Source organism: Catenuloplanes sp. NPDC051500, assembly GCF_044454585.1.
Classification (GTDB): domain Bacteria; phylum Actinomycetota; class Actinomycetes; order Mycobacteriales; family Micromonosporaceae; genus Catenuloplanes.
This window is the reverse complement of the sequence record NZ_JBITDX010000004.1, coordinates 365,321-378,594: the sequence shown is the minus strand read 5'-3', so window position 1 is coordinate 378,594 and position 13,274 is coordinate 365,321. Positions and strand designations below refer to the sequence as shown.

The following is a 13,274-nucleotide window of genomic DNA, read 5'->3' as shown; positions in this document are numbered from 1 at the left end:
ACCTGTTCCGGCCCGGGCGATCATTCGCCCGGGCCGGACGCATATCTCGGTAAAGAAACCCCGCCGGTAAACACGGCCGGGAGAGCTCTGGAGCGGTGATGAACTTCGATCTCGCCGATCACACCGACAAGTTCGGGATGCTGGGAATCGGCCTTATCGCCTTCGTGGTGCTGGTCGGCGGTCTACTGCTGGTCCTGGATCTGATCCCGACCATGCTGACCGAACGCAAGACGGCCCGGCTGGCTGCGGCCGCCGCGGCCGGAGAGACGATCACGCCGGGCGCCGGGCGCAGCCGGGAGGGCTGGCTGGCCCTCGGCTTCCTGCTGCCGGCCGTGCTGTTGCTGGCGATCGGCCTCATTTTCCCGGCGATCCGCACGGCCATCCTGTCGTTCAAGAACGGCAACGGCAGCGCCTGGGTCGGCTTCGACAACTACGGCTGGATGTTCGCGCAGCCGGACATCCGGCAGGTCCTCTTCAACACGCTGATCTGGGTGCTCGTGGTGCCGACACTTGCCACCGCGATCGGCCTGATCTACGCGATCATGGTGGACAAGGCGCGCGGTGAGGCGCTGGCCAAGGCGATGATCTTCCTGCCGATGGCGATCTCGTTCGTCGGCGCCAGCATCATCTGGAAGTTCGTCTACGCCTACCGGTCCGGCGAGCAGGACCAGATCGGCCTGCTGAACCAGATCGTGGTGTGGCTCGGCGGCGAGCCGCAGCAGTGGCTGCTGGAGCAGGGCTACAAGCTGAACACGCTGCTGCTGATCGTGATCCTGATCTGGATCCAGGCCGGCTTCGCGATGGTGATCCTGTCGGCCGCGATCAAGGCGATCCCGGGCGAGATCGTGGAGGCGGCGCGCATCGACGGTACGAACGCGTGGCAGATGTTCTGGCGGGTCACGTTGCCGGCGATCCGGCCCGCGGTGATCGTCGTGGTCATCACGATCACGATCGGCACGCTGAAGGTGTTCGACATCGTGCGCACCATGACGAACGGCAACTACGAGACGAGCGTCATCGCGAACGAGATGTACAACCAGTCCTTCCGGTACGGCGAGACCGGCCACGGCTCCGCGCTGGCCGTCTTCCTCTTCGTCCTGGTGATCCCGATCGTGATCTTCCAGATCCGGAACATCCGCAAGCAGCGGTCGGAGGCCTGACATGACGACAACCAACCCGCCCGCCGCAGTGGTTCCGGTCAAGACCATCAGGCCGAGCACCGCCGCCGGCCGCGTCCGGCAGAAGCTCTCCAGCCGGGTCGCCACGGTCATCGCGATCCTGATCGCGCTGTTCTGGACGATCCCCACGTTCGGCCTGCTGATCAGCTCGTTCCGGCCGGCGAACGACATCAAGACCACCGGCTGGTGGACGTTCTTCTCCGACCCGCAGCTGACGCTCGACAACTACAACGAGGTGCTGTTCGGCGGCAGCGCAAGCTCCGGGCAGCTGGCCGGCTACTTCATCAACTCGCTGGTGATCACGATCCCGGCCGTGTTGTTCCCGATGGCGATCTGCTCGCTGGCCGCGTACGCGCTGGCCTGGATCGACTTCAAGGGCCGCGACTGGGTCTACATCATGATCTTCGCGCTGCAGATCGTGCCGCTGCAGATGGCGCTGGTCCCGCTGCTGCGCTTCTTCTCGCAGGGCACCGAGATCTTCGGCATCCAGCTGACGCCGGCCTGGGGGCTGAGCGACGAAGGGCTGTTCATCCAGGTGTGGTTCGCGCACACCTGCTTCGCGCTGCCGTTCGGCGTGTACCTGCTGCACAACTTCATCTCGGAGCTGCCGCGGGACATCATGGAGGCGGCCCGGGTCGACGGCGCCAACCACCCGAAGATCTTCCGGAGCATCGTGCTGCCGTTGATCACGCCGGCGCTCGCGTCGTACGGCATCTTCCAGTTCCTCTGGGTCTGGAACGACCTGCTGGTCGCGCTGATCTTCGCCAGCGGCGGCGGCCGGGACACCCAGCCGATGACCGTGCGCCTGGCCGAGCTGGCCGGTACCCGCGGCAACGAGTGGCAACGCCTCACCTCGGGCGCGTTCGTCTCGATGGTGGTTCCCCTGATCGTGTTCCTGTCCCTGCAGCGGTACTTCGTCCGGGGTCTACTGGCCGGCAGCGTCAAGGGCTAGAAAGCACAACCAGAGCGAACATGACGGCCGGCCGCGGGCAGAAGCGGCCGGCCGTCGTGGTGAGAACGCGAAGGTGGCGACGTGATCAGGATCGACGACGTGGCCCGGGCGGCAGGTGTCTCCACCGCCACCGTCTCCCGGGCGCTGCGTGGACTGCCGGTGGTGTCCGAGAGCACCCGGCAGCGGGTGCTCGAGGCCGCGACCCGGCTGGGGTACATCGCCTCGCCCAGCGCGTCCCGGCTGGCCGGTGGCCGTACCGGCTGCGTGGGGGTGGTGGTTCCGAGGATCACCCGCTGGTTCTTCTCCACTGTGGTGGAGGCCGCCGAACGAAGCCTGCACGAGGCCGGGTACGACGTGCTGCTGTTCAACCTCGGCGGCAGCGAGCAGGCGCGGCTGAAGCTGCTGCACACCGGCGCGCTGCGGCAGCGGGTGGACGCGGTCATCATGATCTCGATGCCGCTGCTTGCCGAGGACTTCGTGGCGGTCAGCCGGCTTGAGCTGCCGGGCGTGACCGTCAGCTCGGGTACGCCGGTGCCGGGCTGGCCGAGCGTGCGGATAGACGACGTGGCCGCGGCGCGGGACGCGGTGGAGCACCTGATCGGGCTGGGCCACACCCGGATCGCCCGGATCTGCGGCAAGTCCACCGACGAGCTGGCGTTCACCACGCATGTGGACCGGCAGCGGGGCTATTCCGAGGCGCTGCGGCAGGCCGGACTCACGCCGGACCCGGCGCTCGAGGTGGAGGGCAGCCTGGACCTGGCCGGGGGCGCGGCCGCGACCGAGGAGCTGCTGAGCCGCGGCGTCCCGTTCACCGCGATCTACGCGATCTGCGACGAGGCCGCGATGGGCGCACTGACCACGTTGCGGCGGCACGGGCTGCGGGTACCTGAGGACGTGAGCCTGGTCGGCATCGACGACCACGACCTGGCTCCCGCGATCGGGCTGACCACCGTGGCGCAGCCGGCGGCGGAGCAGGGTCGCCGCGCGGTGGAGACGCTGCTGGCGCCGACCGCGCCGGAGAGCGATGTGCTGCTGCCGACACACCTGACAATTCGGGAGTCGACGGCCGCGCCGCCCAGCACACTTGAACCGGATACCACCTCTAGGGATGGAGAGAGACCCTGAACACGCACAAAGGCAGCGAGTGGTGGCGGCACGCCGTCATCTACCAGGTCTACCCCCGGTCCTGGGCGGACAGCGACGGTGACGGCCTCGGTGACCTGCCGGGCATCACCGGCCGGCTTGACCACCTGGTGGAGCTGGGCGTGGACGCGCTCTGGCTGTCCCCGTTCTACCCGTCGCCGCAGGCGGACGCCGGGTACGACGTGGCCGACTACCGCAACGTCGACCCGATCTTCGGGCAGCTGGAGGACGCGGACAAGCTGATCGGCGAGGCGCACAGCCGCGGCCTGAAGCTGATCGTGGACCTGGTCCCGAACCACACCTCAAGCGCGCACGTGTGGTTCCAGGAAGCCCTCAAAGCGGGCAAGGGCAGCCCGGCGCGGAACCGCTACGTCTTCCGGGACGGCAAGGGCGCGAACGGCGAGGAGCCGCCGAACGACTGGTCCGCGGTGTTCGGCGGGTCGGCCTGGCAGCGGATCACCGAGCCGGACGGTACGCCCGGCCAGTGGTACCTGCACCTGTTCGACCCCGCGCAGCCGGACCTGAACTGGGACAACCCGGAGATCAGGGCGGACTTCGTCACCACGCTGCGGTTCTGGCTGGACCGGGGCGTGGACGGCTTCCGGGTCGACGTCGCGCACGGCCTGATCAAGCAGCGCGACCTGGCGAACTGGGAGTACCCGATCCACGGCGCGACCGGCGACGGGGTCGAGGGCCGCCGCGCGCCGATGTGGGACCAGGACGAGGTGCACGAGGTCTACCGGCAGTGGCGCGCGGTCCTCGACGAGTACGAGGGCGAGCGCATCCTGGTCGCGGAGGCGTGGGTGCAGCCGGCCGAACGGCTCGCGGCCTACGTGCGGCCGGACGAGATGCACCAGGCGTTCAACTTCGAGTACCTGGAGGCGCACTGGACCGCGGCCGACCAGCAATCGGTGATCACCCGCTCGCTCGCCGCGAACGGCTCGGTGGGCGCGCCGACCACCTGGGTGCTCTCCAACCACGACGTGCTGCGGCACGCGTCCCGGCTGGGCCTGCCGATCGGCACGCCGCGCCCGGACGGCATCGGCATCGGCGACCCGCAGCCGGACCCGGTGCTGGGACTGCGCCGGGGCCGCGCGGCCACGCTGCTGATGCTCAGCCTGCCCGGCGGCGCCTACCTCTACCAGGGCGAGGAGCTGGGCCTGCCGGAGCACATGACGATGCCGGACGAGGCGCGGCAGGACCCGACCTGGGAGCGCTCGTCGCACGCGCGGCGCGGCCGGGACGGGTGCCGGGTGCCGATCCCGTGGGAGGCCGACGCGCCGTCCTACGGCTTCGGGCCGACTGACGCGAGCTGGCTGCCGCAGCCGGAGCTGTGGGCGGAGTACGCGCTCGACCGTCAGCGCGGCGTCGCGGGCAGCACCTACGAGCTGTACCGGGAGACGCTGCGCCGCCGCCGTGAGCTGGGCCTGGGCAGCGGCGAGCTGACCTGGCACGAGACGACAGGCGAGACGGTGCTGTCCTTCACCAACGGCGGCGTGCGGGTGCTTACCAACTTCGGCCCGGACGACGTGTCGCTGCCGGACGGTGCCGAGGTCATCCTGACCAGCCAGCCGCTCGAGACGCCGGGCGTGGTGCCGTCGGACGTGACGGTCTGGCTGCGCGCCTGACGGCGCTTTGACAGATCAAGATCATGCGGGGGTACGGCGTGAGCCCGGCCGGTCAGGACGGAGCTCTCGCCGTACCCTCGGCGGATTTTTGATCGTGTTTGTGACCTGCTCTTGCCAGCAGCGTGTCGTGCACGGCCGCGATGTCGCCCGGCGCGGTGCGCGAGGCCAGCCAGTACATGACGCCGGTCGGCACGAAGAAGAGCTGGAAGAGCGCGAGGCCGGCCGCGTAGTTGAGCGGTGGCGGGAACGCGCCGGACAGCGCCTTCGCCGCGACGCCGATCAGCGCGTTGCCGCCGGCCCGGCCGAGGCTGTTGACCAGGTTGCCGATGCTGTAGACCGTGCCGCGGTGCTCAGGCAGGTTGACGTCGCCGATCAGCGCGAACCAGTTCGGCGAGTTGGCGGACGTGAACGCGAGCGCGATGAACGCGGTGACCAGGCTCAGCGCGACTGTGGGCTCGGTGACCACGCTGGCCAGCACCGCGGCGACCACGGCGCCGCTTGACCCGCCGTTCGGCACGTCGATCCTCAGCGGCACGTAGAAGAGGATCCCGTAGAACGGCAGCGCGCCGAGCACGCCGACGGCAGCGACAAGCGCCCGGCCGCGCGGGTTCCGCCGCTGGAGCCGGTCGCCGATCACGCCGCCGATGATCGACAGTGCGCCGCCGAGCTGGAACAACGTGGTGAAGATCGTGCCGACCACGACCGCGGTGCTGTCGTCATAGCCCTGGTCGCGGGCCCGCTCGGTGAACAGCACCGGCAGCCAGACCAGCGAGCCGAACGCGATCTGCGCGGTCAGGCCCTGCGCGACAAGCCAGACGTTTGAGCGGTTCCCGACGATCCGGGGCAGGTCGCGGCGGGAGATCCGGTAGTCGTAGTCCACGGCGTCGGCCAGCTCCGGCTCGCTCTCGCCGCGCCGGATGTCGTAGGTGAACAGGTACGCCACGGTCGCGACCAGCCCGGCCACGGTAAGCACCGCGAACGGCCGCCGCCAGTCCGCGTTGCCGAGCAGGCCGCCGAGCAACGTGCCGGACAGCGAGCCGACGCCCTGCGCCAGGCCGAAGAACGCCATCACCAGGCCACGGCGGCGCGGCGTGATCAGGTCGGTGACCACGGAGAAGCCGACCGAGGAGACCGCGCCGAGCCCGGCCGCGGCGGTGAACTGGGCGATCACGAACGTGACAAAGTCTGCGGAGAGCGCGGTGCCTGCGGTTCCGGCGGCCCAGACCAGCGTGCCGGACATCAGCAGGCGTTTACGGTCGGTGCGGTCCCCGCTGTAGGCCCAGACGACCGAGGCGAGCGCGCTGACCAGGTACGTCATTGAGATGACGCCGGCGATCGCGCCGCGGCCGACGCCGAGCCCCTCGCCGATCCGGCCGTAGAGCGGCGGTGTCAGCCCGATGACCACGTTGTCGAGCGAGGCGAGCACGACGAAGACGACCACGCTGTACAGGCGGTGCACCCGCCCGCCGCCGCCCCTCATGACCGAGCCTTTTCCACAGTGGTTCCAACCCGTGTGCGCGCGTCCCGTCGACTCCGAGCCCGGCAGTCACCTGCTCACCAGGTTGACATTGCTCACCCGGGAGGGTAGCTCAGTTTTCTTTCCTGCTGGGGCTGCGCCACATCGGCCAGAACGGCGCGCCGTCCGGGAGGAGGAGCGGCCGGTCCGCCACGTAGCCGTGCCGCGCGTAGAGGTCGCGGGCCGAGGGGTGGGGCGAGACGAGGTACGCCGGGATGCCGTCCGCGTCCAGCCGGGCGTGGTGCGCCCGCAGCAGCGCGCTGCCCAGGCCCTCGCCGCGCCGGTTCGGCTCCACGGCCATGAACAGCAGGTGGTGGTGGGGCTCGGCCGGGTGATGCGTGGCGAGCAGCGTGGCCAGCTCGCGGAACCGGTCGGCGAACTCCGCGGTGATCTCCCGGGTGCTGCTGTCGGGCCGGCCGGGAAGCGCGGGCCAGGCGTCGCCGGTGTGATGAAGCCAGACCGCGATCGCGTCCCGGTCCGGTGTGCACAGGGCCTCGCCGCGTTCGAGCGCGGCGTGCAGCGAGACGGAAATAGCGCCGGTCAGAATGTCCCTGCGGCGGGAGCGCGTCGGGATCAGCCAGACCACCGGCGCGGTAGCCTCGAAGGCCCGCACGATGAGATCGGTCGCCCAGGGCACGTCGGACGGTCCGGCCCTGAGAATCGTCGGGCGCAAAACTGGCTCGCCTCCCTGATATCGGCCGCTCGTAGATTCGCATCCTTGAACGCCGACTGCAACTCCCACTATGGAGCAACTTCCATAGGTGGATCTTCCTCGAATTTCCGGGAGTCGGCTTCCAGGTCATGACCTGCATCAGCGACACTCAGCCCTATGGGAACCCATCCGACGGTGCGGAGACGCCGGCTCGCATCCGAGCTGCGGCGACTGCGGGAGGCTGCGGACCTGACCATCGAACAGGCCGCCGCCGAGGCAAAGATCAGCAAGTCCACGCTCTCCCGGATCGAGACGGCACAGATCCGGGTGCAGCCGCGCACGGTCGGCACCCTGCTGCGCGTCTACGGCGTGAACCACGAGGTGCGCGGCGCGCTCGTGCAACTCGCCCGTGATGCGCGCGAGCACGGCTGGTGGGTCGACTACTCCGGCTCGATGCCACAGTGGTTCGCCGGCTACGTCGCGTTCGAGGACGAGGCGGACGGCTTCCTGATCGTCGACATCCAACTCGTGACCGGCTTGCTGCAGACGCCGGAGTACGCCCGCGCCGTGATAGCCGCGGAATTCCCTGAGGACTCCGCCGAGCGGATCGACGAGCGCCTGGAACTCCGGATGGCGCGTCAGGCGATCCTGCGGCGGGAATCCCCGCCCAAGCTGTGGCTGATCCTGGACGAGTCCGTCACGGAGCGCGTCATCGGCGGGCCAGAGGTGATGGCGGCACAACTTCGGCATCTGGTGGACACGAGCCAGTTACCCAATGTGACCATTCAGGTCCTACCGTTCGGCCAGGGACCGTATGCCGGGATGGGGGTGGGTTTCACCATTATGGAATTCGCTGACCCCGGTGATCCCACCGTGGTCTACCTGGAGAATCTCTCCGGAGCGTTGCTTTTGGACAGTCCCGAGCACGTGGCGACGCATGCGACGGCATATGACCATATGAGAGCGATTGCGCTCTCCCCGGTGGACAGCGTTAAACTACTAAGCGTGAAGGCGGACGCGTTCGCCCCCAGGTGAAAACTGCCTGGCGGCGGGCGGCCTCTGTTGATCTCTGTCCGGCTTCACAGCACAACGTCGGCGAGATCAACAGAGTAGGAGGGCGCACAATGGCTGCGCCGTATCCGTCCGAGGCCACGTGGCGTAAGAGCAGCCGCAGCAACGGCCAGGGACAATGCGTGGAGTTCGCCCAGCTCGGCGACCAGGTCGTCGGGGTACGCGACTCGAAGGACACGCAGGGTCCGATGCTGACGTTCGCTCCGGAGAGCTGGCAGACCTTCCTGGCCAGCGATCTGATCAGGAACAACTGACTTGCGAGTACGCCCGCCGTCTCCTGTGGAAACGGCGGGCGCCTCTCTTCTAGTGCCGGTCCACGGTCAGGTCGCGGGCCGCGGCGTACTGGTCGCGGATCACGGGGGCCGGTGTGCCGTCGTACTCCCGGGTGTCCTTGAGCGTCCAGGCCGGAGCCTCGCCGAGCGCGACCCAGGCGGCCTGCCGGGCGGCCCCGTCCGCCACGTACTCCCCCGGCGGCGGGACCACGACCGGGAGCCCGAAGACCTCCGGCGCGATCCGGCGGACCGCCTCCGAACGGGCGCCGCCACCGACCAGGATCACCCGGTTGACCGTGGCGCCCTGCGCGCGTAACGCGTCCAGGCCGTCCGCGAGCGCGCAGAGCATCCCCTCCACCGCGGCGCGGGCCAGGTGCGCGGGCGTACCGGTGCGCAGCGTCAGGCCGTGCACCGCGCCGGACGCGTGCGGCTTGTTCGGCGTCCGCTCGCCCTCCAGGTAGGGCACCAGCACCAAGCCGCCCGCGCCGGCCGGGGCATCGAGCGCCAGGTCGGAGAGCTTCTCCACGGTCACGCCGAGCATGGCCGCGGCCGTGGTGAGCACGCGGGCCGCGTTGAGCGTGCAGACCAGCGGCAGGAAACGGCCTGTCACATCCGCGAACCCGGCGACGATGCCGCTGGGGTCGTTCGCCGGCGTGTCCGCCACCGAGAAGACGGTGCCGGACGTGCCGATGCTCACCAGCACGTCGCCGGGCTGGGCGCCGGCGCCGAACGCGGCGGCCGCGTTGTCCCCGGCGCCGGGACCGAGCTTCGCACCGTTCGAGGTGGTGCCCGCCGACTCGGCCGGGCCGAGCACTGTGGGCACGATCGGCCGCATGCCGAGCGCCCGCTCCAGCAGATCCATCCGGTACTCGCCGGTGGCCGCCGACCAGTAACCGGTGCCGCTGGCGTCGCTGCGGTCGGTGCGCAGGGCGTCCATGCTTCCCGCACCGGCCAGCTTCCAGGTCAGCCAGTCATGAGGAAGACACACCGCGGCGGTACGGGCGGCGTTCTCCGGCTCATTGCCGGCCAGCCAGCGCAGCTTGGTGACAGTGAACGAGGCGACCGGGACCAGGCCGACCGCGTCGGTCCAGGCCTGCGGGCCGTTCAGCTCCTCGATCAGGTCCTCGGCGGCCCCGGCGGAACGGGTGTCGTTCCAGAGCAGTGCCGGGCGGACGATCTCGCCGTTCCCGTCAAGCGTGACCATGCCGTGCTGCTGGCCGCCGACGGAGATCGCCGCGACGTCGTCCAGGCCACCGGCCTGCTCCGACGCCTCGGTGAGGGCACTCCACCACGCGTCCGGGTGGACCTCGGTGCCGTCCGGGTGGGCCGCACGGCCCTCCCGGACGAGCGCGCCGGTCTCCGCGTCGCGGATCACGACCTTGCACGACTGGGTCGACGAGTCGACCCCGGCAACGAGAGTCATGGTCCGCTTACCGGGCGCCGAGGACGTGCTCGACGGCAAGCTGGTTGAGGCGGACGAAGCCGAAGCCGCGCTGGGCGGCGGCGTCCACGTCGTACTCCTCGAAGCTGCTCTTGTCGGCCAGCAGGTCCGCAACGGTCTCGCCGTCGTTGAGCGTCGACTGGTTCAGCTCCGCGACACCGCTGGCGGCCAGCGCCTCCTGCACCTCCGGGTCCGCACGGAAGGCGGCCGCGCGCTCCTTGAGCAGCAGGTAGGTGCGCATGTTCGCGGCCGCGGAGGCCCACACGCCGTCGTAGTCCTCGGTGCGGCTCGGCTTGTAGTCGAAGTGACGCGGGCCGCTGTACGCCTCGCCGCCACCGGGTGCGCCGTTCTCCAGCAGGTCGACCAGGGCGAACGCGTTGATCAGGTCGCCGTGGCCGAAGACCAGGTCCTGGTCGTACTTGATGCCGCGCTGGCCGTTGAGGTCGATGTGGAACAGCTTGCCGTGCCACAGCGCCTGCGCGATGCCGTGCGCGAAGTTCAGCCCGGCCATCTGCTCGTGGCCCACCTCGGGGTTGAGGCCGACCAGCTCCGGCTTGTCCAGCTCGTTGATGAACGCGAGCGCGTGGCCGACGGTCGGGAGCAGGATGTCGCCACGGGGCTCGTTCGGCTTCGGCTCGATTGCGAACCTGATGTCGTAGCCCTTGTCCGTGACGTACTGGGTGAGGAGGTTCATGCCCTCCTTGTAACGCTCGAGCGCGGCACGGATGTCCTTGGCCAGGTCGTACTCCGAGCCCTCGCGCCCGCCCCACAGCACGAACGTGTTCGCGCCCAGCTCGGCCGCGAGGTCGATGTTGCGGAGCACCTTGCGCAGCGCGTAACGCCGGACCGAGCGGTCGTTGCTCGTGAAGCCGCCGTCCTTGAACACCGGGTGGGTGAACAGGTTTGTCGTCACCATCGGGACCTTGAGACCGGTCTCGTCAAGCGCCTTCTTGAACCGGCTGATCTGCTCGTCCCGGGCGGTCGTGTCCGCGCCGAACGGGATCAGGTCGTCGTCGTGGAAGGTCATGCCGTAGGCGCCCAGCTCAGCGAGCTTGTGCACCGCCTCGACCGCGTCAAGCGGCGCGCGGGTGGCGTCACCGAAGGGGTCACGGGCCGTCCAGCCGATGGTCCAGAGGCCGAACGTGAACCTGTCCGCGGGAGTGGGCTTCACCATGAGATACCTCCACGTAACATCCGCGATTTGTTTAACGGTTGAATTATTTGAGCGGCGTGTGGCATTGTCAACCCCGTGATTTTCGGGATCTCCGTTGCCGCGGACGCGCCGGTGCGACAGGCCAGCCTGCGCCAGCACAACCTGCGGCTCGTGCTGGCCCAGGTCGCCTCGTTGAGCCCGCAGTCCCGCGCCGACATCGCCGCCGCCACCGGACTCACCCGCGCCACGGTCTCCACTCTCGTCGACGATCTCGTCTCCGGCAGCCTGTTACGCGAGGTCTCCCCCACACCCCGCAGCGGCGCCGGCCGTCCCGGCGTCGGCCTGGTCCTCAACGACGCCGACGGCCCCGCCGGCCTCGGACTGGAGATCAACGTCGACTACCTGGCCGCCTGCGTGCTCGACCTGGCCGGCACCGTCCGCCACCGGGAGATCCAGCCCGGCGACCGCCGCGGCGTGGATCCCGCCCAGGTGCTGTCCTCCGCCGCCGCGCTCGCCTCCCGCGCCATGCTCGCCGCAGAAGATCAAGGACTGACCATCGCGGGTACGGCAGTCGCCGTGCCCGGCCTCGTCTCCCCCGACCGCGTCATCCGCCTCGCACCCAACCTGGGCTGGCGCGACGTCGACGCCTCAGGCTTCACCCCGGGCCCGCTCACCGTGGAGAACGAGGCCAACCTGGCCGCGCTCGGCGAGCTGCACCACGGCTCCCCCGGCGGCTCAACAAGCTTTCTCTACGTCTCCGGCGAGATCGGCATCGGCGCCGGCATCGTGCTCCAGGGCAACCTGTTCCGCGGTGCCCGCGGCTGGAGCGGCGAGTTGGGCCACGTCGCAGTCAACCCCGGCGGCCCCGCCTGCCGCTGCGGCGCCCACGGCTGCCTGGAGCAGTACGCCGGACAGGAGGCACTGCTCCCACCGGGCACCTCCGTCTCCGACCTCGCCGCAGCGGCGGACTCCGGATCCGAGCCGGACCTGGGCCGCCTGTCCACCGCCGCCTCCGCGCTCGGCGTCACCATCGCCGGCGTGATCAACCTGCTGGATGTGGACACCGTCATCCTCGGCGGCATCTACGCGCCCCTCACCCCATGGCTCCGCCCCGGCATCGAGGCCGAAATCGCCAACCGGGTACTGACCGCCGCCTGGTCACCGGTCAGGATCCACCCCGCCGCGCTCGGCAGCGACGCCGCCGTCATCGGCGCCGCCGGTGCCGTCATCCGCGCCGTCCACGAGGAGCCCGCCGCCTGGCTCCTTCCCATTGGTCCCTTAAGACATAGAGACTCCGGTAAGCCATAGAGACAGGGCATACCTGGCGGGGGTAGTCTCGGCGGACGATGGCCGTAAAGCACGGGCCAAACCGGCCGGATCCCACCGTCGCCCCCGCGACCGCCACCGTCACCGCCGACGCCGCCGCGATCGATGAGGCGGCCGAAGCGCTGTTAGGCGTGTGGGACACCGCTCGGGAAAAGGCCACCAACCGCCTCTCGGGCTCGCAACTGCGGGCCCTTCTCGTCGTGGAACAGGACGAAGGCATAAATCTGGGCGGCCTGGCCGGCAACCTCGGGATGATCCTCTCCTCCGCCAGCCGCCTCTGTGACCGCCTCGTCGCCGCCGGCATGCTGGAACGGGAACCCGGCCGCGCCGACCGCCGCGAGATCGCCCTCATCCTCACCTCCGCCGGCCGCGCCCTCCTGGACGAGGTCCGCGCCGAACGCCGGGACCAACTCAGCCGCGTCCTCGCCCTGATGTCCCCGAACTCCCGGGTCGCCCTCCTCAACGGTCTCCAGGCTTTCTCTACTGCCGCGCTTCCCGCGGAAGAGACCACGCCGGCCATTCGTACCGCCTGAAAACGCTCCCGGTCCTGGCTTGGGTGGGGGTTCGCTTTTCGCGATTTCGCCTCGAGTGCCCTTCCTGCAACGTCGCGTCGCGGCAAGGGGCCTTTCCGGCTGCGATTTCTTTCGGCTGGGCCTGCGGCGTCGCCGTGGAGGGGGTGGGCGTCGATGAGGTGAAATGTCGGGCGAGGGTAATGGGCGTGTGAGTAGGTGGACGAGGACCTGGCCGACGTGCACATATTGGGGTTGCGCGGTCGGGGTGTGGGAGGGCAACTGTGACCGAAATTTCGGTATATAGATGTCTTTGATGCATGCTCAACTTGATCGCGGAAGGTCAGTGCTGGCCTTCGGTGGTCATGGTCTGGCGGTGGCGCTGTGTGACATAGGGGTGTGCGGCCTGAAGTCTTGCTATGTGTCGGCCGGG

The 13,274-nt window shown here is 69.5% G+C and carries 12 protein-coding genes; 8 read left to right on the top strand and 4 right to left on the bottom strand.

Annotation, left to right across the window (positions count from 1 at the left end; translation table 11 throughout):
- Positions 1 to 98: 98 nt before the first annotated feature.
- The 4 genes from ACIA8K_RS11005 to ACIA8K_RS10990 all read left to right on the top strand — a co-directional run bounded on the left by ACIA8K_RS11005 (position 99) and on the right by ACIA8K_RS10990 (position 4,901).
- Positions 99 to 1,160: a carbohydrate ABC transporter permease gene (locus ACIA8K_RS11005; protein ID WP_396057359.1), complete on the top strand. Its 1,062-nt coding sequence runs from the start codon at positions 99 to 101 to the stop codon at positions 1,158 to 1,160.
- A gap of 1 nt (position 1,161) precedes the next feature.
- The gene (locus tag ACIA8K_RS11000; protein WP_396057357.1) at positions 1,162 to 2,130 is read left to right on the top strand and encodes a carbohydrate ABC transporter permease; all 969 of its coding nucleotides are present in this window, start codon (positions 1,162 to 1,164) and stop codon (positions 2,128 to 2,130) included.
- A gap of 81 nt (positions 2,131 to 2,211) precedes the next feature.
- Positions 2,212 to 3,255, top strand: coding sequence for a LacI family DNA-binding transcriptional regulator (locus ACIA8K_RS10995; RefSeq protein ID WP_396057355.1), 1,044 nt, complete (start codon positions 2,212 to 2,214; stop codon positions 3,253 to 3,255).
- Positions 3,252 to 4,901: a glycoside hydrolase family 13 protein gene (locus ACIA8K_RS10990; protein ID WP_396057638.1), complete on the top strand. Its 1,650-nt coding sequence runs from the start codon at positions 3,252 to 3,254 to the stop codon at positions 4,899 to 4,901. The genes ACIA8K_RS10995 and ACIA8K_RS10990 overlap by 4 nt, the downstream gene beginning before the upstream one ends.
- A 52-nt stretch (positions 4,902 to 4,953) precedes the next feature.
- Here ACIA8K_RS10990 and ACIA8K_RS10985 read toward each other — a convergent pair whose 3' ends face one another.
- Entirely contained in the window at positions 4,954 to 6,381 is a 1,428-nt protein-coding gene (locus ACIA8K_RS10985) for an MFS transporter (protein ID WP_396057353.1), read from the bottom strand.
- 109 nt (positions 6,382 to 6,490) lie between these two features.
- Positions 6,491 to 7,054 carry a GNAT family N-acetyltransferase gene (locus tag ACIA8K_RS10980; RefSeq protein WP_396057351.1) on the bottom strand — a complete coding sequence of 188 codons (564 nt, stop codon included), beginning with the start codon at positions 7,052 to 7,054 and terminating at the stop codon, positions 6,491 to 6,493.
- 192 nt (positions 7,055 to 7,246) lie between these two features.
- Between ACIA8K_RS10980 and ACIA8K_RS10975 the strand changes: the two genes are divergently transcribed.
- Together ACIA8K_RS10975 and ACIA8K_RS10970 are read left to right on the top strand one after the other, a co-directional pair.
- On the top strand, positions 7,247 to 8,104 hold the full coding sequence (locus ACIA8K_RS10975) for a helix-turn-helix domain-containing protein (RefSeq protein WP_396057349.1): 858 nt from the start codon (positions 7,247 to 7,249) through the stop codon (positions 8,102 to 8,104).
- Between the two features lie 89 nt (positions 8,105 to 8,193).
- Entirely contained in the window at positions 8,194 to 8,394 is a 201-nt protein-coding gene (locus tag ACIA8K_RS10970; protein WP_396057347.1) for a DUF397 domain-containing protein, read from the top strand.
- 49 nt (positions 8,395 to 8,443) lie between these two features.
- Here the strand turns inward: ACIA8K_RS10970 and xylB are convergent, their stop codons facing one another.
- Complete coding sequence (gene xylB, locus ACIA8K_RS10965) at positions 8,444 to 9,835, bottom strand: xylulokinase (protein WP_396057345.1); 1,392 nt, start codon at positions 9,833 to 9,835, stop codon at positions 8,444 to 8,446.
- 7 nt (positions 9,836 to 9,842) lie between these two features.
- Positions 9,843 to 11,027 carry a xylose isomerase gene (gene xylA / locus ACIA8K_RS10960; RefSeq protein WP_396057343.1) on the bottom strand — a complete coding sequence of 395 codons (1,185 nt, stop codon included), beginning with the start codon at positions 11,025 to 11,027 and terminating at the stop codon, positions 9,843 to 9,845.
- A 75-nt stretch (positions 11,028 to 11,102) separates the two neighbouring features.
- Here xylA and ACIA8K_RS10955 point away from each other — a divergent pair, with 75 nt between their 5' ends.
- Complete coding sequence (locus ACIA8K_RS10955) at positions 11,103 to 12,314, top strand: ROK family protein (RefSeq protein WP_396057341.1); 1,212 nt, start codon at positions 11,103 to 11,105, stop codon at positions 12,312 to 12,314.
- Between the two features lie 38 nt (positions 12,315 to 12,352).
- A complete protein-coding gene (locus ACIA8K_RS10950; protein WP_396057339.1) occupies positions 12,353 to 12,865 on the top strand; it encodes a MarR family winged helix-turn-helix transcriptional regulator in 513 nt (170 codons plus the stop codon).
- Positions 12,866 to 13,274 lie beyond the last annotated feature (409 nt).